The following is a 21,349-nucleotide window of genomic DNA, read 5'->3' on the forward strand; positions in this document are numbered from 1 at the left end:
AGGAACTCCGACTCCCGTGACAAGCTGACTTTCCCTGCTAACACCTCCAGTTGCACTAGTACAAGCACAATTGTTTTATGCGAAAGCGGCGTTGTATTCACCATGCGCCACAGTATCGAGATTCGACCGTCGGTTCTCGGAGCGCCAGGATGAGCAGCGACGGACGCCAGTCGGCAGCCGCCACGACCGAGGCGACGCGCCCCGCTGACTATGGGACGTTGTACGTCGTCGGCATCGGGCCGGGGCTGCCCCACGACATGACCCAGCGGGCGAAAGACGTCATCCAGACTGCCGACTGTATCATTGCCTCGAACCTGTATCAGGAGTTCCTGCGGAAAGACGGGACGCTTCCACCCCAGTCGGCTGAACTCGACGGCGAAACCGACGACGGCGAAATCGCCGATGAGGAAGGGGCCGTGCTTGAACGGCCCGACGGCAGCCGGCAGACCCTTATCCGGTCGTCGATGGGCAAGCAGGTCGAACTCGCCCGCGAGGCCTTCGAGCGCGTCCGGGCCGGCGAGGACATCGCCCACGTCTCCGGCGGCGACCCGAACGTCTACGGGAAGTCCGACCTGCTGTTTACGATGGCCGACGCCGACGACGCCGACGATGTGCCAATCGAAATCGTCCCCGGCGTGACCGCGGCGCTGTCGGGCGCGGCGAACCTCGGCGCGCCGCTGTCGAACGATTTCTGTACGATTTCGCTGTCCGACAAGTGGCGCGGCTGGGAGGAAATCGAGGAGAAGCTTCGAGCGGCCGCCATTTCGGGCTTCGTCGTCGTTCTCTACAACTGCTGGCGCGACTACGAGCGAGCGGTCGATGTTCTGCGGGAGGAACGAGCCGACGACGTGCCCGCCGCTATCGTTAACGACTCCGGCCGCGGCGAGGCCGGTCGGAACCTCGACGACGAGACGGAAACCATCACCACGCTCGGCGAGCTGTCCGAGCACGACGATAAGGTCGGCGGGATGGGATCGTCCATCGTCGTCGGCACCCACGAGACCGAAGTCTGGCGCAACGACTACCAGGAGTTCCTCGTCACCCCGCGCGGCGGGCGTGACGTCGACGATTTCTAACAATGAGCACTGACAACACCACCGACGCGAGTACCGAGACAGAATCGAACTGCGGCGCGGGCGAGGCGCGAAGCGCCTCGGAAAGCGCGAGTAGCGCGGAACGGAGTTCCGCGGACCGTTCGAGCGGGCAAGGCCCGCGAGAAGACGGCACCGTCGCGAGCGCTGACAGCAGCTCGAAATGCGGCGCAAGCGCCTCCACGAGCGAGGCGAGTACGTCGACGGAAACGAGCACGGAGGCCGACGACACCAGTTCGAAGTGCGGTGCCAGCAGTTCCTCGTCGTCATCCAGCAGTAGTTCCTGCGGCGCGTCATCGTCGTCAGACTCTTCGGACGAAGAGGAAGAAGTCGGTGCGACCGTCGACGATTTCGACGCCGAACCGGGCCAGCTCATCGCCGTCGGCCTCGGTCCCGGCCAGCCCGACGGAATGACCGCCCGCGCCCGCTCTGCGCTGCTGGACGCCGAGCACATTGTCGGCTACACGACTTACGTCGAACTGCTGCCCGACGAGGTGACCGACGCCGCCGAGGACATCTACAACACGCCGATGTGTGGCGAGGTGTCCCGAACGGAGGAGGCCATCGACCGTGCGCTGGCGGGCAACGACGTGGCGATTATCGGCAGCGGCGACCCGAACGTGTACGCGCTGGCCGGCCTCGCGCTGGAGATCATCGAGTCCAAAGGCGCGACGGCGACGATGCTTGATTTCGACGTAGTCCCCGGCGTCCCGGCAGCCCAGTCATGTGCGGCTCGCGTCGGCGCGCCGCTGGTCAACGACACCGTCTCTATCTCGCTGTCGGACCACCTCACCGACATGCCGACCATCGAGTCACGGCTCCACGCCGCCGCGAAAGAGGGCTTTACCATCACCATCTACAACCCCTGGAGCCGGAAACGGCGGGACAACTACGAGAAGTGCTGTGAGATTCTCCTGGAACACCGCGACCCGGAGACGCCCGTTGGTGTCGTCCACGCCGCCGGCCGCGAGGACGAGCAGGTCGAGATCGTCGAACTCGGCGAACTCCCCGAACTCGGTGAAACAGACCTCGTCGACATGACCACAACCCTGCTCGTGGGCAACGAGGACACCTACGTCTGGGACGACCGGATGGTGACCCCGCGGGGCTACGAGACCAAGTACGACTACTGATTATGTACCGAATCACCATCGACCGCGACGCCTGCGACGGCGTGTTCGCCTGTCTCGTCCGCGACGACCGCTTCGTCGAAGACAGCGAGGGACTTGCGGCCATCGAGGTCGACGACCGGACAGCAATCGAGGCCATCTTCGACGACGACCGCCGGGACGACGCCGAGCAGGCCGCCGCAGCCTGTCCGCTGGACGCGATTCACGTCGAATCGGTCGAGGAGGACCCGGGAGCCGTCGATGCGCCGGCGAGTGACACCGAGGAGGTCCAGCCATGAGCGTCGAAACCGGCGCGCCGACCGACATGCTCGCGGCCCATCCCGAAACGGCGTACTTCTGGGGGCGGGTCGCCGCCGACGGCGAGTGCGAGGACGGCTGTATTACCGTCCGGACCAGCGACGAGACGGCCGCCCGGCGGCTCGCCTCAATCGCCGGTGCGGAGCGGGCCGACCGCCGCATCGTCGAGCGGGCCTACGCCCACGACACCTCGATTACACGCCGGGAGGAGGAGTTCACGGTGCAGGTCGTCGGCGGCCTTGCCGACCGCGCGAGCGCCGCCCTCGGCCTGCCCTTCGACGGTGACTCGGGTGGGTATCGATTCGACGCGCTGGCCGACTACGACCGCCAGCTCCTCCGGGGGCTGCTCGAAGGCTGTGGCACGGTCTGTTTCAAGTCTGACGACGAGGCGGTCGGCATCTCCTTCGTCCACAGCGACGAACGCCTCCTCCGGACGATTCAGACGCTGCTTGACCGCTGTCCGGTCGACGCGCCCTATGACGACCTCTCGGAGACCTCGTCGGGCTACTGGTTCGGCGTCGACGACGACGTGGCACCTGTCCTCGGCGACTGGCTGTACGAGGGCAGCGAGGAGACGGGGCTGTTCGCGCCGAGCCGTCGGCGCAAGCTCCGGAAAAGCATCGAGCGAGTCCGAGAACGATGAGCGAAGCCATCACTGCCCCCGAGACGCTGGGTGACGAAGCCGTGCTGCTGGTCGGCCACGGCTCCCGGCGCGAGAAGTCGAACGAACAGGTTCGCGACCTTGCAGTCGAGCTAGAGGGGCGACTGGGTATCCCGGTCGACGCGGCCTTTCTCGAACTCGCGGAGCCGGCCATCGACGAGGCTATCGCGGGGCTGGCCGGGGCGGTCTCTCAGGTATCGGTGGTCCACCTCTCACTGTTCGCCGCCAGCCACGTCAAAAACGATGTGCCCCTGGCCGTCGAGCAGGCCCGCGAGGCCCATCCCGAACTGACGATCAACAACGGCGCACACCTTGGCGTCCACCCGGCGCTGCTCGACCTTCTCGACGACCGTGCGGCGACTGTCGAGGCCGAACTGGGCGTCGACCGCGAGGCCGACGAGGTGGCCGCCGTCATCTGTGCTCGCGGGTCCAGCGACCCGGACGCCAACGCCGACGTGCACAAGCTCGCCCGCCTGCTGTACGAGGGTCGTGAGTTCGACCGCGTGGAGGCCTCGTTCATCGGCGTCACCGAGCCGTTGCTGGATGACACGCTCCACGACATCGCCAAGACCCGACCCGACGCTGTCGTCGTCATCCCATATATGCTCGGCGACGGCGTACTGACCGGCCGTATCAAGGACGGCGCGCGGGAGTTCGACGAGGAGTACCCCTACGTCGACGCCGCGCCGGGCGAGCCACTCGGGACAGACACGCGCCTGCTCGACGTGCTGGGCGACCGCTGGCAAGAAGCCCGAACCGGCAGCGTCGAGATGTCCTGTGACACCTGCAAGTACAAGGTCGAACTCGACGGCTACGAGGAAGACCAGGGCGGCGCTCGCGCGATGCTGCGGGCGCTGACCCACCAGGCCGAACACGCCGACCGCGAGAACGTCGACGACGACCCGCACGTCCACGACGCGCCCGAGAAACACGTCGCCGTCTGCACAAACCAGACCTGTGCTCAAGACGGCGCCCCAGCGGTCCTCGAACGGCTCCGGCAGGCCGCCCGCGACAGCGACCAGTGTGACGCCCGCATCACGCGGTCATCGTGTCTCGGCCGCTGTGGCGAGGGCCCGATGGTCGCCGTCTACCCCGACGGCGTCTGGTACGGCGGCGTCGAAGACGAGGATGCCGCCGAGATTGTGTCCTCGCATCTGGACCGCGACCGTATCGTGAGCGAACTCGTCGACCAGACCCTTTGAGCATACACCCATACAACACTACGACACCCATGAGCTGCTACGAAATCGAGGCCCTCCGACTGGGCCTCATGAACGTTCTCGGTACCGAAGACGACCACGCCCGCCAGCACGCCGAACAGGAGCTGGAGGGGCACATGACCGGCCCTATCGAGGCGCTTGCCGGCGCGGAGACGCTTGCCGCAATCGAGCGGCATCTCGACGCCGCGCTTGTCGACCTCGAAGAAGAAATCGCCGCGACCCCCGAAGACGACTCCGAATACGACTACCTCCGGGGGCGACTCGTCGCCGTCCGCGACGCCGAGCGGGCGGTGTCGCGCATCACCATGCAGGGCGAGGATGTCCTCGCCGGACTCGGCGAGGCCCACGACGTGCTTCACGAGGCCTTCCCAGTCGATGAGTAGCCAGCGCATCCCGACCGCCGACCTCGGGGACGTAGCACCAGCCCGGTCGCGCCACCAGGGACGGCGCTCGGCGGTCACGCTGACCGATGGCTTCGCCGTCGTCGGCACTGCTGACGGAGACCTGCAGGCATTCGACGTGTCGACGGACTCCGGCCCGCCACGGCAGCGCTGGCAGTACGACACCGATGGCGAACCGAGTGTCGTTGCTGCGGTCCCATTCGACGGCGGCGTCGTCGTCGGCGAACGCAGCGCTCGCGGCGAAATCCGCTGTCACGATGCCAACGGAGATCTGCGATGGCGGTACGAAACCCGGACCGACCTGGGCGACCCACAGCAGGAGACGCGCTTCCTGCTCCCCTTCGTGGCCAGCCTTACGGCTGTCGGTGACCGCTGCTACGCCGCCGCCCGGCGGTACGAACGCCGGACAGACGACGACGGAAACGACCTGCGCCACTTCGAGAGCGTCGTCTATGCCTTTGGACCCGATGGAACCATCGACTGGAGCCACCGGACCGACGGCTCCCCAATCTCGATCGACGCTGACGAGAACCGCATCGCCGTCGCGTACAACCGGTGTCCCGGTGACCACCAGCACGGCCTCGTCGTCCTCGACGCCGACGACGGCGACCCGCGCTGGATGTGGGACCCCGGGACCGACGGCCAGCGCCGCGTCGGTGACGTTGCGCTGCTGGCTGACGGCGCTGTCGTCTCCAGCCACGGCGACTACTGTGGCTATCGGCTCGACAGCGGCGGTCGGGAGCGCTGGCGCGTCCCGCTGGCGACGCCGACCGACGTAGGCGGGGACACCGTCTACGCCTACCCGAACCACGTCCACGCGACGGACAACGGCGCGGTCTTTATCACCGGCAACACCTACCCCGAGGAGGGCCGCGAGACAGACGCTCGGCATCCGAGCGAGCATACCGCTATCGGCGTCTCGACCGACGGCGACCACCGCTGGGACGCGCCTGTCGGCGGTTTTGCCAGCGGACTTGGCACCGACGGCTCGCTACTCGCGGTCCCCGGCGCGCAGAACTTCCGGGACCGCGACGCCGACGACCACGCACTGCGGCTGTTCGATGTCGTCGACGGTCCCATCGACACGCTGGACGCGGACGGTGTCGTGACAGCGGCCGCGGTCTCTGATGGGACCGCTGTCGCCGTTGAGGAGCCGGTCGTCTACCACGACGAGGGCCGCGAGCGCGGCGCGTATCGGCTGCATCGAGTTGGGATAGCACAGCTTTCTTGTTGACGCGTTCCCGTCCTAATTTTGGCCGATAGCGGCCCGAGTGAATACTTTTTGTGTAGGTCTGGTGTTCCCGGTTTGGCTCCGATTACTGTGTTATGTGGTGTCAAACTAACCATTCGCCAGCTGTAGTGTCTCGGTATGGGTGCCAAGCATGGCCGATAACACAGACCAGAACCACGAGGGGGAGTCGGAGGCGGACGCCAAGACTGATGACGACAGCGCCGTCGACGACCGCCCAACCGAGCGCGAGCGAGAGTTCGCACAGATGCAGCGCCGGCTCAATGAACGGGAGATGGGGCTCGACCAGCGAAGCGCGGAACTCGACCGGCGCGAAGAGAAGATTGACACCCGTGAGGAAGAACTCGACCGACGGGAGACGGAACTAGACGAGCGGGAGTACCAGCTCGATGAACGTGAAGCCGAGCTCAACGACCGTGAGACCGACCTTGACGAGCGTGAGGCCGAGCTGACAGAGTACGACGCACAGTTATCCGAGCGCGCTGCGGAACTTGACGAGCACGAGGAGACGCTGAACACCTACCTTTCGGGGCAGATGGCGGACGTAGAAGAGTCGGTCACGGAGACGATGCACGACGCACTGGACCGGTACGAGGCGAGCCGGTCGGCCGGCCAGTTCGGTCCGACCGGGACGATGCTCGTCGGACTGGCCGGCGTGGCGCTCGTCGTCGCTGGCATCGGGTTCGGTGCACTGGCATCGGCCGGCACAGCCCCGTTCAGTGTCGGCGGAACGACGGCGGACCTCGCTGTCGCCGCCGTCGTCGCTGTCGTCGGGCTGGCGCTGAATCTCGGGACGGTCGCCGGAAAAATCTGAGTCGCGTCGTCGTCAGTCTGCCGTCGCGGGATAGTCCAAGTCGTCCACGGCTGGGGTATCGCCGTCTCCGAGCCATGCGTGAACACCAGCAATGGTGGCCCACAGCACCAGCTGCCCGAACACGACCGTCCAGCGGTAAGCCGCAGCGAGCGCGGCGGGTACGTCGCCGTGGACCGGATTTGCCGGCGCGAGCGCGACCGGAACTGCCAGCAGTACGAGCGGCAGCGCCATGGCCCCAAGTCGAACTGCGGTGTGGCGACGCTCCGTCCGTCGGTATGCGAGCCCGGCGAGCACCGCGACCAGCGCACCCAGCGCCATCAGGCCGGCGTACCAGGCGAGGCGCGTCTCCGTTCCGAGCGCCTGCTCGACGCCCGGCGGCTGTGGCGGCAGGACGAGCCACGGCGCGCCGGAGACGGTGAGAAAGCCGGCTCCCGCAAGCGCCAGTCGCTTCGTCGCCCCCGAACCGGGAATCGCGGGTTCGAGGAAGAAGTACGCCATTCCGAAGGCTGCGACGCCGAACAGCAGGCCCCAGAGGACGCCGCCGCCGATGCTCGCGACGGTCGTCGTGATCCCGGAGACGACGGGACCGCCCCCGCCGTGGCTGTGTTCGAATGTCTCCAGTCCGGCAGTGAAGGTGTTCCCGACCGTCGCGACGAACAGGCCGTAGACCAGCCCACCCGCCACGCCGGCCACCGCGCCGCGTTCGAGGTAGTCAGTCGCCATCAGTGGCAGGTAATCCCGGCACTGTGTCGGAAGTTGTGCAGCGAGTCGTGCAGCATCGGGTCCTGCACGAACAGCAGCGTGAAGCCGAGTGCCGCCACCAGTGCAACGGCGATGGCGATCTGTGGGCCGGTCAGTGCCCCTCTGGCGCGTTCGATGCGGTCGTACACGCTGTCCGTGGCGCGTGCGGTGTCAGTGTCATCCTGCATTGAAATCTCGTTTGTCTCAAGAACAAGTAAGGTTGTAAAACTTCCGCCTGATACAGACCGGGGGTTATCGTTCGCTGGCGACGGCATCGACGCGCTCGGCGGTTAGCGCGTCCAGCGGAACGACCGATGCGTCTGTCTCGGCCGCAACGAGATCGAGTAATCCGGCGCGGCTACCCTCGCCCGCGTCTACGACGACGGTTCGGTCAGCTGCCTCACCGAGCGTCCGGGCCGCGGTTCTGGTCGCTTCGACCGGACTGCCCTCGGCGGTGTTGGCCCGGCCGTCGGTCACGACCACGACGACCCCGGCGTCCGGTGCTGCCCGACCCAGCACCTCGCGCGCGGCTGTCAGCCCGTCCGGCAGCGGCGTCCGGTCGCCGGTCGGGAGGTTCTTCAGGTGCCGGGCTGCCAGCGAGACACTGTCAGTCGGCGGGAGGACCACATCTGCGCCCTCGCCGGCGAAGGTGACAAACGCCACCTCGTCGCGGGCTTGGTAGGCGTCTTTCAGGAGCTCCAGCACGGTTCCTTTTGCAGCCTTCATCGCCGGGCGCATCGACGCGCTCGCGTCGACGGCGAACACCACCAGCGTCTCCGCGTCACCCGCTCGCACGGACTTGCGGAGGTCCTGCGATTCGACGCGGCCGCTCCCGCGACTGGCTGCCGCACGGACCGACGCTGCGGCGTCGACCTCGTCGTCGCGGCCGGCACGCTCGGTACGCACTGTTGCCCCTCGCTTTGTGCCCGTCGCATCCGCACGCCCGCTCGCCGTTCCACCGTCTGTGTCGACCGATGGTGCATCCACGTCGGGTGCGCCGCTGTCGCCGACCGCTGCTCTGGATTGGCCCGGCAGTAGCGGAGTGGCGTTTTCGGGGTCGTCGGACTGGTCGGACTCTCCCTCTTCACTGTCGTCTCCAGCCTCTCTGTCGCCGTCACCGGCTTCGGCCTCCTGTTGCCTACCGTCACTGTCGGCCGACGCCGGCGTCGGCTGTTCGCCGCGCTCGCCCGACTCATCGTCGCTCTCCCCGGATTCTTCGCTGTCATCCGGGCGCTGTTCCTGCTGTTCGCTCCTGTCCCCGCCGTCGTCAGAATCGGCTCCCTCGTCGGCCGATTCGCCGCCAGCCTCGTCCCCGCCGTCGGCGTCACTTTCCTCGCCATCGCTCTTTCCGTCCTCGGTGGATTCCTCCTCTGTGTCCTCTTCGTCGTCCTCGAAGTGGTCGTCGAGCACGTCGTCCACGTCCGGCGCGTCCTCGAAGGGCCGGGACGTGAGCCGATGGGGCAGCGCGAACTCGGCGGCCCGCTCGATGTCCGATTCGAGTACTGTTGTTCGCCCATCGAGCGCAGCGAAGGTCCGGGCCGCCCTCGCCATGGCGATGTCCCCGCGGTGGCCGTCGAGGCCGGCGTCCCGACAGAGTTCGGCGATCTGTTCGCGGAACTCGCGGGCGAGGTCGACTTCCGGAAGTAGCTCGCGGGCTGTCCGCAGTCGCTCACCGGGGTCGCGGTCGTTCGGTTCGTCCGCCGTCGTCTCGCCACTGTCAGCGCCGAGTGCCTGTTCGATGATGGCGACTCTATCGTCGAGGTCCTCGCAGGCCGACACCTCGGTCTGGAGGGCAAAGCGGTCCCGCAACTGCGGGCGCAGGTCGCCCTCCTCGGGATTCATCGTCCCGACGAGCGTGAACTCGGCGGGGTGGGTGACGGTGACGCCGTCGCGCTCGACCCGGTTTTGCCCGCTCGCGGCGGCGTCGAGCAGCACGTCGACGAGGTGGTCGTCTAGCAGATTCACCTCGTCGACGTAGAGGATGCCACGGTTCGCGCGGGCGAGCAGGCCGGGGTCGAACTCGTGGTCGCCGTCGAGCGCGTCAGCCACCGACAGCGTGCCCACGACGCGGTCCCGGGTCGCGCCGAGCGGGAGCGTGACAAGTGGAACCGACCGCGTCTCGACGGGCGGGTCCGAGCGCTGTCGACAGTCCGCGCATTGTTCGTCGGGGCGGCCCGGCGGACAGCCGTAGGGGCAGTCCGCGACCGCGCGCTGCTCTGGCAACAGGTCGGCGAGGGCGCGCACTGCCGTCGATTTCGCCGTCCCCTTTTCGCCGCGGACCAGCAGCCCGTCCAGGTCGTCGTCCGTCGCAACCGCGAGCAGACCGTCCTTGAGGTCCCGCTGGCCCACCACGGCCGCGAACGAGGTCCCCTGCGAAGCTTTTTTGCCCGCGCCGAATACAACCATACTTGTATTAGTGCAAACGGAGATTTAATAACGTTATGCCACAGCTAGGACTCTACACCGCGACGGAGAACGAACTCGGGGCCGTCCAGCGGGCCGCGGGCGAGGTCGACGCCGACCTCGTCGTGCGCTCGGAGAGCGACCTCGACGACGAGCCAGCGGTCGAGGCGTTCGTCGACGAACTGCTCGACGCCGACGCCGTCGTCCTCTGGCTCCACGGGGCCGAGGACAGCATGCCCGGCTACGAGATGGCCGTCGAGCGGTTGCGCGAGGCGGGCGTCCCGCTCGTGGTGAAAGCGACGGGTGACGCCTTCGCCTTCGAAGACACGTCGGTTCCCGATGAGCACCGCGACACCGTGTACGACTACCTCGACAAGGGCGGGGCGAGCAACGTCGCCAACTGCGTCCGCTACCTCGTCGCGCAGTACGGCGACGCCGACCCCGCGTTCGACGATCCGGTGACGCTCCCGACGGAGGGCGTCTACCACCCCGACCACCCCGGCGCGAGCATCGAGGACCTGCGCGCGACGTTCGACCCGGCGAAGCCGACCGTCGCCGTCTGGTTCTACGAGTCCCACTGGACCCACGAGAACACCCGCTACGTCGATGCACAGGTCCGGGCCATCGAGGCCCAGGGCGCGAACGCGCTCCCGATATTCTGCGAGCCGGCGACCGACGCCGACGGCCAGTGGAACGCCGAGCAGGTCACCGAGGAATGGCTCCTCGATGCTGACGGCAATCCCCTCGTCGACGCCGTCTGCTCGTCGTTCATGTTCTCGCTGTCGATGGATGAACGCGGCCGCAGTGCTGACGACGAGGGCCAGAGCGCCGAAGACGTGTTCCTCGACAAACTCGGCGTGCCGGTCATCCAGACCGTGACAACGATGCGCTCTCGCTCGCGCTACGACAGCAGCGACACGGGCGTGATGGGCTTCGAACTCGCGCTGTCGGTTGCGCTGCCGGAGTTCGACGGCAACGTCATTACCCACCCCATCTCGGGCAAAGAGCGAACCGACGACGACGCCGGCATCGGCAGCGCGCCGAAACAACACTTCCCCATCGACGACCGCATCGACCACGTCGCTCGGCTGGCGGTCAACTGGGCCGAACTGCGACATACGCCAAACGACGAGAAGAACGTGGCCGTCGTCCTCCACAACTACCCGCCCAGCGACGACGGCATCGGGACGGCGTTCGGGCTGGACTCGCCGGAAAGTACCGTCAATCTGCTGGAGGAACTGGACGCTCGGGGCTATGAGTTAGGAGAGACGATGCCCGATAGCGGACAGTCGCTGGTCGAACGGCTCACCGCACAGCTAACCCTCGATGACCGCTGGGTCGCACCCGAAGACGTGCGCGAGATGAGCGTCGACACCGTCTCGCCGACCCAGTACGACGAGTGGTTTGAGACTCTTGACGACGACTTCCGCGAGAACGTCATCGAGGAGTGGGGCGACCCGCCGGACCGCCCGTTCGCCATCCCTGGCGTCGAGTTCGGCAACGTCCTCGTGACGGTCCAGCCGCCGCGTGGCTTCGGCATGGACCCCTCGAAGGTGTACCACGACTCGGACCTCCAGCCGCCCCACGACTACGTCGCCTTCTACCGCTGGCTCCGCAACAGCTACGAAACCGACGCCGTCGTCCATCTCGGAACCCACGGTAGTCTGGAGTGGCTGCCGGGCAAGACCGTCGGGCTAGACGGCGAGAGCGCGCCGGACCAGCTCATCGACGACATCCCGAACGTCTACCCGTACATCGTCAACAACCCCGGCGAGGGGACACAGGCGAAACGGCGCTCCTACGCCGCTATCGTCGACTACCTGACGCCGGTAATGGCCAACGCCGGGACATACGACGACCTCGCCGACTTAGAGGAACTGGCCGACCGCTACCGCGAGGCGGGCATGGAGGACGCCCGGACCGACGACGGCGAACACCTCGCCGAGCAGATTCGCCAGACAGTGGACGAACTGGACCTTGCCGTCGAACTCGGGATTGCGGGTGAAATTGACGAGAAAGCCGACGTGCGCGGCCCGGACGAGGCGGGGTCGACACTGGCCGAAGGCGAAGTCGCTGGCGAGGACCTCGACATCGACGACCTCGTCGAGCGCGTCCACGAGTACCTCACTGACGTGAAGACGACCCAGATCCGGAAGGGGCTGCACACGATGGGCGAGCCGCCGACCGACGACCGACTGGTCGACTATCTGGTCGCCCTCACGCGCCTCGAAAACCCCGGCGCACCGTCGCTACGCGAGAGCGTCGCGGGCGTGCTCGGCGTCGACTACGACAAACTCCGGAACGCGCCGGGCGAGTACGACGAGGCGCTGGGGATGACCTACGCCGAGGCGGCCGACCACGTCCACGAGACCAGTAAGGACCTCGTCCGGACGCTGGCCGAGTACGACTTCGACGTGCCCGAGAGCGAACTCGAAGACAGCAGTTCGGAGGTGAATATGAACCTCCTCGTCGTGGATATCGAACCGCTCGGGGACGCCCGCGTGCGGTCGGGCGCACACGAGGACCTCCGTGCCGCGCTGGCCTACATCTGCGAGGAGGCGGCCCCGCGGGTGGCCGGCGCGGCCGACGAGATTCCCCGCACTGCCGACGCGCTGGCCGGCGAGTACGTCCCGCCCGGCGGTTCGGGCGCGCCGACCCGCGGCGGCGTCGACCTGCTGCCGACAGCCCGGAACTTCTACACGCTGGACCCGCGGAAGGTTCCGGCCAAGACGGCCTGGGACGTGGGCAGCGAGGTCGCCGACGGCGTGCTGGAACGGCACGAAACGGACGAGGGTGAGTACCCCGAGGAAATCGGCGTCGTCGTCTGGGGGACGCCGACAGTCCGGACCCGCGGTGAGACCATCGCGCAGGTGCTTGCCCTGATGGGCGTCGAACCGGTCTGGTCCGATGCCGGCCGCGTCGAGGACGTGGAACCGATTCCACTCGATGAGCTCGGCCGTCCGCGCATCGACGTGACGACGCGCGTCTCCGGACTGTTCCGGGACGCCTTCCCGGCAGCCGCGGGGGTCGTCCACGACGCCGTCGACGCCGTCGTCGACCTCGACGAGCCACACGAGATGAACTACGTGAAGAAACACGTCGAGAGCGAGGTCGAAGACCTCGTATCGGATGGCATGGACGAAGGCGACGCCGAGAGCGCGGCGAAACACCGCGTGTTCACGACGCGCCCCGGCGGTTACGGCGCGGGGACGAACAAGGCCGTCGACGAGGGCAACTGGGACGACCGCTCGGACCTCGCCGACGTGTACGTCCAGTGGGGCGGCTACGCCATGGGCTCCCGCGGCCGGGTCAGCGAGGCCCACGAGTCCTTCGAGCGCCGCCTCTCCTCGGTCGATGCGACGGTCAAAATCGAGGACACCGCCGAGCAAGACGAGTTCGACTCCTCGGACTGGTACGCCTTCCACGGCGGCTTCATCTCCGCGGTCACGGAAATCGCCGGCGAGGAACCGAACTCCTACGTCGGGGACTCTTCGGACCCCGACAACGTCGATGTCTACACCAACGAGGAGAAGGTCCGCAAGGCGATGCGCGCCCGCGTGCTGAACCCCTCGTGGCTCGACTCGATGGAGGAACACGGCTACAAGGGCGCTGGCGACCTCTCCACGACGGTCGACGTGGTGCTTGGCTGGGACGCGACGACCGACGTGGTCAGCGACACGCTGTGGGAGGACGTGGCCGAACGCTACGCCTTCGACGCGGACCGACAGGACTGGCTCCGGGACGTGAACCCCTGGGCGCTCGACTCGATCACCGAAACGCTGCTTGAGGCTATCGACCGCGGCCTCTGGGACGCCGACGACGAGACGCGCGACCGGCTCAGGGACCTGAATCTGGAAGTGGATGGCGATCTCGAAGCGCGCAACAGCGGTGCAGAACGGACGGAGGTGCCTTCAGATGACGATTAACACAGACGACGCGACAGACGGCGAGACGAACAGCGAGGACGACTTCGAGGAGTACGCCGACCTCGGCGCGACCACCTCGAACGCGATGGACATCGCTGAAACGTCGATGGACCGCGTACGCGAACTCGTCCCTGACGAGACGCCGGCCGACCGCATCCGGCAAAAGTCCGTCCACGCGACCGGTGACCCCGAGTTCCAGCATTTGATGCGGTTCACCGGCACGGACGACGACGAACCGGTCCGTGCGGGCGCTCGTGCCGTGTTGGACGAACAGCCCATCGTCACCGACATCACGATGGTCAAAGCGGGCATCACCGGTCGCGGGCACGACTGTCCCGTCCGGAAGGCCATCGGCAACGGTGCAGAGCTGGCCGCCGAGACCGGGATGACCCGCACGGCGGCGTCCGTACTCGAACTCGACAAGCAGGGCGTCTACGACGGGGCCATCGCCGTCGTCGGGAACGCACCGACGGCGGCGCTCGCGCTGTCTGACTGCATCGAGGACGGGACGCGCCCGGCGGTCGTCGTCGCCACGCCGGTCGGCTTCGTCAAGGCTGCCGAGAGCCGAAAGCGGCTCCGGGACGTCGCCGCCGAGTATGGCGTCCCGGCGATCACGAACGTCGGCCGCCGCGGCGGGAGCGGACTGGCCGCCGGGTTGACGAACGAACTGGTGCACGTCGCGTCAGATGTGCGCGAGGGGACGATCAACCTATGATCGTCCCCTCGATTTGGGCGAACGGTGACGAAGGAGCCGTGAGCCGGGAGGGCGACGCTTCGCTGGATGACTGAAGACGACTACGACCTCGATGCCGGCCCGGACCCGGCAGATATCGCGGCGAGCGCGCCCGAGGACCCCGACACTGACCGGCCGGTCCACGCCGTCGGCATCGGCCCGGGGAACCCCGACTTCCTGACGCCGCGGGGCGAGCAGGCCATCCGCGAGGCCGACGCGGTCGTCGGCTTCGAGACGGTTGTCGACTTCGTTGCCGACCGGACCGACGCGGACCTGCTGACCTGTGGCTACCGTGACGAACTCGACACGCTCGACGCCTTCGCCAAGCGCGTGGCGGAGGGCGAGCGCGGGACCGCGGTCGCGATGGGTGACCCGAACCACTCGGGCTACCAGTTCGTCGGGAAGGTCCAGCGGGCCGTCGACCGCCCGGTCCGCGTCGTACCGGGTATCTCGTCGCTGCAGATGGCCGCCAGCCGTGCCCGGACGCCGATGGAGGACACGACGTTTGTCACGCTGCACAAGAGCGGCGACCTCTCGGCAGATCTCGACCGGCTTCGGAGCGATGTGGGCGACCGACACCTGCTCGTGTTGCCCCGGCCCTTCGACCTGATGCCCGAAGACATCGCCGCCGAACTGCTGGACGCTGGCGGCGACCCCGACCTCCCGGCATTGGTCTACGAGCGACTGACCCACGACGACGAGGCCCGGACCGCGACGACGCTCGGCGACCTTGCCAAAGATGCCGGCGGTGACAGCAGGGACGACACGCGGTTTTCGGACCTGTCGGTGTTCGTCGTGCGGCGAGACTGAGGCCGTTTGCTGCAGTCAGCTACCTGCGGCGGGCTCTTGCTGCCGTCGCCTGTACTCGTTTATCAGGCGGAACGCCAGCACGTACCCGATAGCGGCGAACACGACGGCCAGAATGATGTTGCCCGTCCACAGTCGGACCAGCACGTCACCGCCCATCGACAGTGACACACCCTCGAACGACAGCCCAGGCACCGGCCCCAGAATCCGGTTGCCGAGCCAGAAGCTCGACGCGTATACGCCCCACTTAACTGGCGGATTGAGTATCAGCACCGAGGCAAACAGCGCGACCTTGCTGAGCTGTCTGAACAGGTACGCGAGGACGAGAAAAGCGATGAATCCAGTGCCAAGCGTCGGTAGCGCGGTGAGAAACACGCCGACGCTGAAGCTCACAGCGACCTCCTGCGGAGAATGCTCCTCGACCAGCGCGGCCACTAGCTTCTCTTTGACCTGGTCTCGCGTCTGCACTACTCGTCGGCGAACCATCTACATGCCAGAATGTACCGTGGGTACAAATCGCTTCCTCTCGTCCGACGGTGCTCGGCACTGCTGCCGCGACAGCCCTAATCGCCCTCGCCGTCGGTCGCCATTGGTCGATTTGTCGCGGCCAGCGTCGCCTCGAACGTCTGTGGTGTGCGTGCGTCGGCCATCGTCCGTGCCGTCTCGACGGCGGTCGCGATAGCCTCGGTGACAAGCGGGTGGTCGTCCAGCGTGTCGGTGTAGGCGAGGCCGCCCCTGTCGAGGTCGAGTTTGGCGGGGATCTGCGTCTCAGTCGCGTCGGTGGGCGCGAGAAAGAGCGGCACGGCGACGGCGTGGTCGTGGGTGAGGTTGTACCTGACACATTCGACGGCGGGGTTTTGCAGCAGATAGCACGGTTCGACCTCGCCGAAGGCCGAGCGCTCGCGCAGACGCTCGGCGTGGTACTCCGTCACCTGTCGCTGATACGGCTTCCCGCTGGAGCCGAAGGCGACGAGCGCGACGGAGGCGTTGGCGGCCTCCGGAACCGCAGCGGCGGCGCGGTCCCGGAGCGCTTCGGTCAGCAGCGGGCTCCGTCCAACTGGTTCACAGTAGTGCGTCTCGGCGTCGACCGCGTCGAGCACCGCGGGCACGTCCGTGACTGTCGCGTGGTCGTGAGCGACGGTCATCGGCAGCGCGAACACGCGGTCGGCGTCGATGGCTACCAGGTCGTCGCGCAACTCCCGACGGGGTTCGTGGTCGTAGGTCAGCACCGTCACATCAGTGGCTACCCCGCGCTCGCGCAGGCGGCGAGCGTGTGTCTCGTAGGGCGCAGCGCGTGACGTGTCCCGACCGATGAGCAGGAGTGTGTCGTGTGGCATTGGTAGCTCCCAACGCTAAAACAAGCTGAGTTGTTTTAGCGAAAGTTGGCTTGCCTGAACGTTGGCAGGAACCCACTAATACCTTTTGGTCACCCCATTCACGACTCGATGAGATGGCGAATCTGGACTGGCTCAGACGGTCGAACACCCGTCTTTCGGAACGGCGCTCAGGATCAGTCACGCCCCCCTCGTGGCGTTCCGGGTGGACCGCTGTCCGTCCTCACTACCCGAATCTTATGCCCTCGCCACTGCAAGCCTGCGGTATGGATGTCAGAGAGAGCGACCTGCCCGGTGTCGGCAAGAAACACGAGGTGGACATCGGGAACGGTGAGCAACTGGTCATCGTCACCCACAACACCGGGAACCGAGAGCTGTATCTGAAAGAGAGCCCGGACGCCGACTCCGAGAAGCTGATCGAACTCTCAGACCGGATGGCTCGGATAGTCGGGACGATCCTCGAAGGGGCGTACTTCCAGCCGGTCTCGTCTGACCACGTTGAGACGATGCTGACCGAGGGAACGCTGCTAGAGTGGTACGCGGTCGAGGCTGACTCACCGCTTGTCGGCGAGACGCTCGTGAGTGCGAACGTCGGCCAGCGGACGGGTGTGACCGTTATCGCGATCCAGCGCGACGGTGAGGTCATCTCGGGGCCGGCACCCACAACGACGATAGAGGCCGACGACACGCTCGTTGTTGTGGGCGAGCGCGAGAGCTGTGAGGCCTTCGAGGCCCTTCTGACCGGTGACCTGTAAGATGGGCGAGCCGCGTACTGGGGGTCGGTAGCTGTGGCTGACTTGCTCGCTGTCGGCATCCTGTTTGCCGCCGTCGCGCTCGCCGGCGTCGTGGCCACCGCCGCGAACAAGTCAGTGATCCCGTTCTACATCGTCGTGGGGATGGTGCTGTCACCGTCCGTAGCCGGCGAGTTCACCGTTGCCGGCTACGGACTGCCGGTCGTCGAATCGTCCGAGTTCATCGATATCGGGGCCGAGCTGGGGATCGTCTTCCTGCTGTTTTTCCTCGGCCTGGAGTTCAACCTCGACCGGCTTCTGGCGAGCAAAGAGCGCATCGGCGCGGTCGGTGCTATCGACCTGGTCATCAACTTCGGAACCGGCCTCCTGCTCGGGTTCGCCCTGTTCCGGGACCCGCTCGCGGCCTTTCTGGTCGCCGGCATCGTCTACATCTCGTCGTCGGCGATCATCACGAAGTCGCTGATCGACCTCGGCTGGATCGCCAACGACGAGTCCGACCCGATGCTCGGGACGCTCGTCTTCGAGGACCTGTTCATCGCCGTCTACCTCACCGTGGCGGCCGCGCTGGTCACCGGTGGCTCTGACGTCACTGCCGCCGCGATGTCGGTCGGCACTGCGCTCGCGTTCATCGTGGGTCTCCTCGTGCTTGCCCACTACGGCACGCCGTGGTTCGAGCGCGCCCTCCGGACGACGTCGAACGAGTACACGGTGTTGCGGGCGATCGGCATCACGGTCCTCATCTCCGGCGTCGCCCTCGCAATCGGCGTCAGCGAGGCCGTCGCCGCGTTCTTCGTCGGGATGGCGTTCGCGCCGACCTCGCACACCTACGAGCTGGAGAACCTCTTAGAACCCGTTCGGGACACGTTCGCAGCCGTCTTCTTCTTCTGGATCGGTCTCGAAACGGACCCACGGCTGTTCGCCGGCGTCGCCGGCCTCGTCGTTGTGGCCGCCATCGTGACGACCCCGACGAAACTCATCTCCGGCTACCTCGGCGGCCGCACGTACGACCTCGACCCGCGGCGCTCTATCCGCGTCGGCCTCGGGATGGTGACCCGCGGCGAGTTCTCGCTCATCATCGCAGCGGTGGCAGTGACCGGGGCCGGCACGTCGCTGTCCGCCGAGATGGCGAACACGATCTACGCCTTTACCGTGGCCTACGTGCTTGTGATGAGTATTCTCGGAACGGTGCTGATGCAGTACTCCGCACCGTTCGAGCGGATCGCGGTCGAACGGTTCGGGGACAGCACGTGAGCCGTCGTCGACCGCTTACAGTTCGCTGTCGGGAACGACGACGACCTTCCCGAACCCTTCGCGGTCCTCGATAATCTCGTGGGCGCGGGCGATCTCGCTCATCGGCAGCGTCTCGCGGACCCGTGGCTCCATCTCACCCTTCCAGACGAGGTCCAGCACCTCGTCGGCCTGGCCGGGCGTGGCCATCGTCGAGCCGATGACCTGTAGCTGGTTCCAGAAGATGCGGTTGATATCGGTTTCGGGGTTGCCGCCGGTGGTCGCCCCGCAAGTGACGACTCGACCGCCTTTGACGAGGCTCTTGAGCGAGTCCTGCCAGGTCTGTGCGCCGATGTGGTCGACGACCATGTCGACGCCGCGGCCGTCGGTCAGGTCCCGGATCTCGCTCGCGAAGTCTGCCTCCTCGTAGTTGATTGTGTGGTCCGCCCCCAGTTCCTCGGCGTAGTCGAGCTTCTCTTGGCTGCTGGCGGTTGCGAACACCTCAGCGCCAGCGTGGTCGGCGATCTGGACGGCCGCGTGGCCCACGCCGCCGGACGCACCGAGGACGAGGACGGACTCGCCGGCTTTCAGGTCACCGCGGTCACGGAGCATGCGCCAGGCGGTCTGGAACACCAGCGGCGACGCGGCGGCGGTCTCCCAGTCGACGCCCTCCGGGACCGGCGTGAGGTTCTCGGCCGGCACGGCGGCGTACTCGCTGTGGACGCCCCGGACGTGTTCGCCGATGATGTGGAAGTCCGGCGCGAGCGTCGGGTCGCCTTTCCGTGTGAATTCGTCGCCGCCGCCGCTCTTGCCGGCGAGGACCGCGACCCGGTCGCCCGGCTCGAACCGCGAGACGCCGTCGCCGACCTCGTCGACGACACCCGCGGCGTCACTACCCGGGATGTGTGGCATCTTGAGGTCGACGCCGGGAAGGCCGCGCCGGGTCCAGATATCGAGGTGGTTCAGCGCGGCCGCCTTCACGTCGATGACCACCTCATCGCGGCCGGGTTCGGGGTCGGGAAATTCGCCATACTCGAGCACATCACGGTCGCCGTGACTGTCGAACTGAACGGCTTGCATCGTCATCACTTCCCGTGGCTTGGTTATAAACGCCAGCCTCCCGGACGATACTAGTTGTGGTTGCACCACTGTGACTGTTTAATCTGTGCCGCTCTGTCCCGTGATATATCTATTTACGACCAGTCTGCCTTCATAATATGGGGTGTATTTGCATGTATTGCGCTTATACTGTCACCCCGACCCCACGTATCTAGATACGCTGAATACGAGATAGAAATATAGGGATTGGACCATAGATACGTAAGAAAACTATCTATATGGCCGTACTTCTTGATAGTACAGAGCTGTCTTGGGCTGGTGTGTGCCACTCTCAACCATTGCTGACCCGATGAGGAGCATACTTACCGCTTGAACCCATTCTCTATGCCACCAATGACACAGAGTTCAAACACACTCTCCGACCGCTCTCGGGGCGCTCTGGCACGCGACTTCGGGGGTCCTCGCCGCAGGACAGTGGTGACCGACCAATGAATCTTTCACTCGTTATTGTCGCGACGATGACCGGCGTCGCTACCGGCGTTGTGTTCGGACTGCTGGATGTCCCCATTCCGGCCCCGCCGAACCTCGCCGGTGTGATGGGTATCCTCGGAATCCTTGTCGGCTATCGCCTCATCGAGTACTTCGACGTTGGGGTCAGCCTGCTGTCGCTGCTGAAAGTCTGAGCAACTACACGGCTTTTGTCGACCCCAATCGTCTCACATTCGTTCCCGGAACGACGGCGACGGCAGCGACTCCACTGCCGCCGTCAGTGGTCTGGGTGCTCGGTCCCGTTGTGGTGCTGGTGAGTGCTTTCGTTCCCACCGTGGTCGGTTCCAGCCTCCCCGTGGTCGTGATCGCGAGTGAGGCGGCCGTGATACGTGTCCAGCGTCCGTTCGAGCAGCGTCGTCCGCGTCTCGTGGCCATCGACCACCGGTTCGACCCATCGGGATTCAGTTCGCCAGTAGCCCATCACCTCGCCGGACGGCTCGATTACCTCCGCGTCGAGACCTTCGACGCCCCAGTCATCCGTGTACGCCTGAATAAACGAGACGACGACCGTCTCGATGTCGGCCGCAAGTTCGTGGCCGCGCGTGCTCTTCGTGACGTAGGTCAGCCTGAGCCGGCCGTCTTCGACGGTGAGTGAGTCGATATCGACGAACCACTTCCGCAGATTGGATTCGAACGCGGCCAACTCGGTGTCGGCAGCACCACCGGCTTCGCCGCCGCTATCGGTGTGTTCGCTGTCGTGGCTGTGTCCCTCGCCGTGGTCGTGATCGCCGTCGGCGTGCGTGTGGCCGTGTGTCTCGTCGTGGTGTGTCCCATTGTCTGCCTTCGCGGGCATTGCACTCGCTTCGGGCGTTGCCGTCGAGCCATCGGCCCCGGTGTCGCCGGACTGGCTGTTCTGTGCGCCGCCGAGGCTGCTACAGCCTGCGCTGGCCGCCGCAGCCAGCGCGAGGGTCCCGAGGAACCCACGCCGACTCCGTCGCTGGCTGGTGTCTGGCAC

The 21,349-nt window shown here is 66.4% G+C and carries 21 protein-coding genes; 14 read left to right on the plus strand and 7 right to left on the minus strand.

Annotated features, from left to right (window positions below; genetic code table 11):
• The first annotated feature begins 149 nt into the window (after nucleotides 1-149).
• The 8 genes from C437_RS17115 to C437_RS17150 all read left to right on the plus strand — a co-directional run bounded on the left by C437_RS17115 (nucleotide 150) and on the right by C437_RS17150 (nucleotide 6,863).
• Entirely contained in the window at nucleotides 150-1,076 is a 927-nt protein-coding gene (locus tag C437_RS17115; RefSeq protein ID WP_004518255.1) for a precorrin-3B C(17)-methyltransferase, read from the plus strand.
• Between the two features lie 2 nt (nucleotides 1,077-1,078).
• Complete coding sequence (gene cobJ, locus C437_RS17120) at nucleotides 1,079-2,224, plus strand: precorrin-3B C(17)-methyltransferase (RefSeq protein ID WP_004518256.1); 1,146 nt, start codon at nucleotides 1,079-1,081, stop codon at nucleotides 2,222-2,224.
• A gap of 2 nt (nucleotides 2,225-2,226) precedes the next feature.
• Complete coding sequence (locus tag C437_RS17125; RefSeq protein WP_004518257.1) at nucleotides 2,227-2,499, plus strand: ferredoxin; 273 nt, start codon at nucleotides 2,227-2,229, stop codon at nucleotides 2,497-2,499.
• Nucleotides 2,496-3,161: a hypothetical protein gene (locus tag C437_RS17130; protein WP_004518258.1), complete on the plus strand. Its 666-nt coding sequence runs from the start codon at nucleotides 2,496-2,498 to the stop codon at nucleotides 3,159-3,161. Before C437_RS17125 ends, C437_RS17130 begins: the two co-directional genes overlap by 4 nt.
• Entirely contained in the window at nucleotides 3,158-4,381 is a 1,224-nt protein-coding gene (locus C437_RS17135; RefSeq protein ID WP_004518259.1) for a CbiX/SirB N-terminal domain-containing protein, read from the plus strand. Before C437_RS17130 ends, C437_RS17135 begins: the two co-directional genes overlap by 4 nt.
• A 29-nt stretch (nucleotides 4,382-4,410) precedes the next feature.
• On the plus strand, nucleotides 4,411-4,782 hold the full coding sequence (locus tag C437_RS17140; protein ID WP_004518260.1) for a DUF3209 family protein: 372 nt from the start codon (nucleotides 4,411-4,413) through the stop codon (nucleotides 4,780-4,782).
• Complete coding sequence (locus C437_RS17145; RefSeq protein WP_004518261.1) at nucleotides 4,775-6,034, plus strand: outer membrane protein assembly factor BamB family protein; 1,260 nt, start codon at nucleotides 4,775-4,777, stop codon at nucleotides 6,032-6,034. Before C437_RS17140 ends, C437_RS17145 begins: the two co-directional genes overlap by 8 nt.
• A 148-nt stretch (nucleotides 6,035-6,182) precedes the next feature.
• Nucleotides 6,183-6,863: an AAA family ATPase gene (locus tag C437_RS17150; RefSeq protein WP_004518262.1), complete on the plus strand. Its 681-nt coding sequence runs from the start codon at nucleotides 6,183-6,185 to the stop codon at nucleotides 6,861-6,863.
• Nucleotides 6,864-6,875: 12 nt separating this feature from the next.
• On the opposite strand, the gene C437_RS17155 is transcribed toward C437_RS17150, so the two are convergent.
• The 3 genes from C437_RS17155 to C437_RS17165 form a co-directional block, all read right to left on the minus strand.
• Nucleotides 6,876-7,586 (minus strand): CbtA family protein, encoded by a 711-nt coding sequence (locus tag C437_RS17155; protein ID WP_004518263.1) that lies wholly within the window; start codon nucleotides 7,584-7,586, stop codon nucleotides 6,876-6,878.
• Nucleotides 7,586-7,792, minus strand: coding sequence for a CbtB domain-containing protein (locus C437_RS17160; RefSeq protein WP_004518264.1), 207 nt, complete (start codon nucleotides 7,790-7,792; stop codon nucleotides 7,586-7,588). Before C437_RS17160 ends, C437_RS17155 begins: the two co-directional genes overlap by 1 nt.
• Nucleotides 7,793-7,856: 64 nt before the next feature.
• A complete protein-coding gene (locus C437_RS17165) occupies nucleotides 7,857-10,010 on the minus strand; it encodes a VWA domain-containing protein (RefSeq protein WP_004518265.1) in 2,154 nt (717 codons plus the stop codon).
• 35 nt (nucleotides 10,011-10,045) lie between these two features.
• On the opposite strand from C437_RS17165, the gene cobN reads away from it, so the two are divergent.
• The 3 genes from cobN (at nucleotide 10,046) to C437_RS17180 (ending at nucleotide 15,476) form a co-directional block, all read left to right on the plus strand.
• The gene (gene cobN, locus C437_RS17170) at nucleotides 10,046-13,933 is read left to right on the plus strand and encodes a cobaltochelatase subunit CobN (protein ID WP_004518266.1); all 3,888 of its coding nucleotides are present in this window, start codon (nucleotides 10,046-10,048) and stop codon (nucleotides 13,931-13,933) included.
• Complete coding sequence (locus C437_RS17175) at nucleotides 13,923-14,648, plus strand: precorrin-8X methylmutase (protein WP_004518267.1); 726 nt, start codon at nucleotides 13,923-13,925, stop codon at nucleotides 14,646-14,648. Before cobN ends, C437_RS17175 begins: the two co-directional genes overlap by 11 nt.
• Nucleotides 14,649-14,714: 66 nt before the next feature.
• Nucleotides 14,715-15,476, plus strand: a complete 762-nt coding sequence (locus C437_RS17180) for a cobalt-precorrin-7 (C(5))-methyltransferase (RefSeq protein WP_004518268.1) — start codon at nucleotides 14,715-14,717, stop codon at nucleotides 15,474-15,476.
• Between the two features lie 15 nt (nucleotides 15,477-15,491).
• On the opposite strand, the gene C437_RS17185 is transcribed toward C437_RS17180, so the two are convergent.
• Together C437_RS17185 and C437_RS17190 are read right to left on the minus strand one after the other, a co-directional pair.
• Nucleotides 15,492-15,959 carry a DUF2062 domain-containing protein gene (locus C437_RS17185; protein WP_004518269.1) on the minus strand — a complete coding sequence of 156 codons (468 nt, stop codon included), beginning with the start codon at nucleotides 15,957-15,959 and terminating at the stop codon, nucleotides 15,492-15,494.
• Nucleotides 15,960-16,036: 77 nt separating this feature from the next.
• Complete coding sequence (locus tag C437_RS17190; protein ID WP_004518270.1) at nucleotides 16,037-16,810, minus strand: CbiX/SirB N-terminal domain-containing protein; 774 nt, start codon at nucleotides 16,808-16,810, stop codon at nucleotides 16,037-16,039.
• A 263-nt stretch (nucleotides 16,811-17,073) separates the two neighbouring features.
• On the opposite strand from C437_RS17190, the gene C437_RS17195 reads away from it, so the two are divergent.
• Both C437_RS17195 and C437_RS17200 read left to right on the plus strand, forming a co-directional pair.
• Nucleotides 17,074-17,562, plus strand: coding sequence for a cation:proton antiporter regulatory subunit (locus C437_RS17195; protein WP_004518271.1), 489 nt, complete (start codon nucleotides 17,074-17,076; stop codon nucleotides 17,560-17,562).
• A gap of 33 nt (nucleotides 17,563-17,595) precedes the next feature.
• Nucleotides 17,596-18,810, plus strand: a complete 1,215-nt coding sequence (locus C437_RS17200) for a cation:proton antiporter (protein ID WP_004518272.1) — start codon at nucleotides 17,596-17,598, stop codon at nucleotides 18,808-18,810.
• Nucleotides 18,811-18,825: 15 nt separating this feature from the next.
• Here the strand turns inward: C437_RS17200 and C437_RS17205 are convergent, their stop codons facing one another.
• Nucleotides 18,826-19,866, minus strand: coding sequence for a zinc-binding dehydrogenase (locus C437_RS17205; protein WP_004518273.1), 1,041 nt, complete (start codon nucleotides 19,864-19,866; stop codon nucleotides 18,826-18,828).
• Between the two features lie 467 nt (nucleotides 19,867-20,333).
• On the opposite strand from C437_RS17205, the gene C437_RS17210 reads away from it, so the two are divergent.
• The gene (locus tag C437_RS17210; protein ID WP_004518274.1) at nucleotides 20,334-20,528 is read left to right on the plus strand and encodes a XapX domain-containing protein; all 195 of its coding nucleotides are present in this window, start codon (nucleotides 20,334-20,336) and stop codon (nucleotides 20,526-20,528) included.
• A gap of 83 nt (nucleotides 20,529-20,611) precedes the next feature.
• Here C437_RS17210 and C437_RS17215 read toward each other — a convergent pair whose 3' ends face one another.
• Nucleotides 20,612-21,349 (minus strand): hypothetical protein, encoded by a 738-nt coding sequence (locus tag C437_RS17215; protein WP_004518275.1) that lies wholly within the window; start codon nucleotides 21,347-21,349, stop codon nucleotides 20,612-20,614.

The sequence above is a fragment of the Haloarcula vallismortis ATCC 29715 genome (assembly GCF_000337775.1).
Taxonomy (GTDB): domain Archaea; phylum Halobacteriota; class Halobacteria; order Halobacteriales; family Haloarculaceae; genus Haloarcula; species Haloarcula vallismortis.

What these genes read in the sequence shown, in the direction of transcription:
- cobJ (WP_004518256.1), top strand. Translation starts at nt 1,079, where the DNA reads ATGAGCACTGACAACACCACCGACGCGAGTACCGAGACAGAATCGAAC.
- C437_RS17175 (WP_004518267.1), top strand. Translation starts at nt 13,923, where the DNA reads ATGACGATTAACACAGACGACGCGACAGACGGCGAGACGAACAGCGAG.
- C437_RS17180 (WP_004518268.1), top strand. Translation starts at nt 14,715, where the DNA reads ATGACTGAAGACGACTACGACCTCGATGCCGGCCCGGACCCGGCAGAT.
- cobN (WP_004518266.1), top strand. Translation starts at nt 10,046, where the DNA reads ATGCCACAGCTAGGACTCTACACCGCGACGGAGAACGAACTCGGGGCC.
- C437_RS17115 (WP_004518255.1), top strand. Translation starts at nt 150, where the DNA reads ATGAGCAGCGACGGACGCCAGTCGGCAGCCGCCACGACCGAGGCGACG.
- C437_RS17150 (WP_004518262.1), top strand. Translation starts at nt 6,183, where the DNA reads ATGGCCGATAACACAGACCAGAACCACGAGGGGGAGTCGGAGGCGGAC.
- C437_RS17195 (WP_004518271.1), top strand. Translation starts at nt 17,074, where the DNA reads ATGGATGTCAGAGAGAGCGACCTGCCCGGTGTCGGCAAGAAACACGAG.
- C437_RS17135 (WP_004518259.1), top strand. Translation starts at nt 3,158, where the DNA reads ATGAGCGAAGCCATCACTGCCCCCGAGACGCTGGGTGACGAAGCCGTG.
- C437_RS17145 (WP_004518261.1), top strand. Translation starts at nt 4,775, where the DNA reads ATGAGTAGCCAGCGCATCCCGACCGCCGACCTCGGGGACGTAGCACCA.
- C437_RS17185 (WP_004518269.1), bottom strand. Translation starts at nt 15,959, where the DNA reads ATGGTTCGCCGACGAGTAGTGCAGACGCGAGACCAGGTCAAAGAGAAG.
- C437_RS17130 (WP_004518258.1), top strand. Translation starts at nt 2,496, where the DNA reads ATGAGCGTCGAAACCGGCGCGCCGACCGACATGCTCGCGGCCCATCCC.
- C437_RS17165 (WP_004518265.1), bottom strand. Translation starts at nt 10,010, where the DNA reads ATGGTTGTATTCGGCGCGGGCAAAAAAGCTTCGCAGGGGACCTCGTTC.
- C437_RS17190 (WP_004518270.1), bottom strand. Translation starts at nt 16,810, where the DNA reads ATGCCACACGACACACTCCTGCTCATCGGTCGGGACACGTCACGCGCT.
- C437_RS17160 (WP_004518264.1), bottom strand. Translation starts at nt 7,792, where the DNA reads ATGCAGGATGACACTGACACCGCACGCGCCACGGACAGCGTGTACGAC.
- C437_RS17205 (WP_004518273.1), bottom strand. Translation starts at nt 19,866, where the DNA reads ATGCAAGCCGTTCAGTTCGACAGTCACGGCGACCGTGATGTGCTCGAG.
- C437_RS17140 (WP_004518260.1), top strand. Translation starts at nt 4,411, where the DNA reads ATGAGCTGCTACGAAATCGAGGCCCTCCGACTGGGCCTCATGAACGTT.
- C437_RS17125 (WP_004518257.1), top strand. Translation starts at nt 2,227, where the DNA reads ATGTACCGAATCACCATCGACCGCGACGCCTGCGACGGCGTGTTCGCC.
- C437_RS17155 (WP_004518263.1), bottom strand. Translation starts at nt 7,586, where the DNA reads ATGGCGACTGACTACCTCGAACGCGGCGCGGTGGCCGGCGTGGCGGGT.
- C437_RS17210 (WP_004518274.1), top strand. Translation starts at nt 20,334, where the DNA reads ATGAATCTTTCACTCGTTATTGTCGCGACGATGACCGGCGTCGCTACC.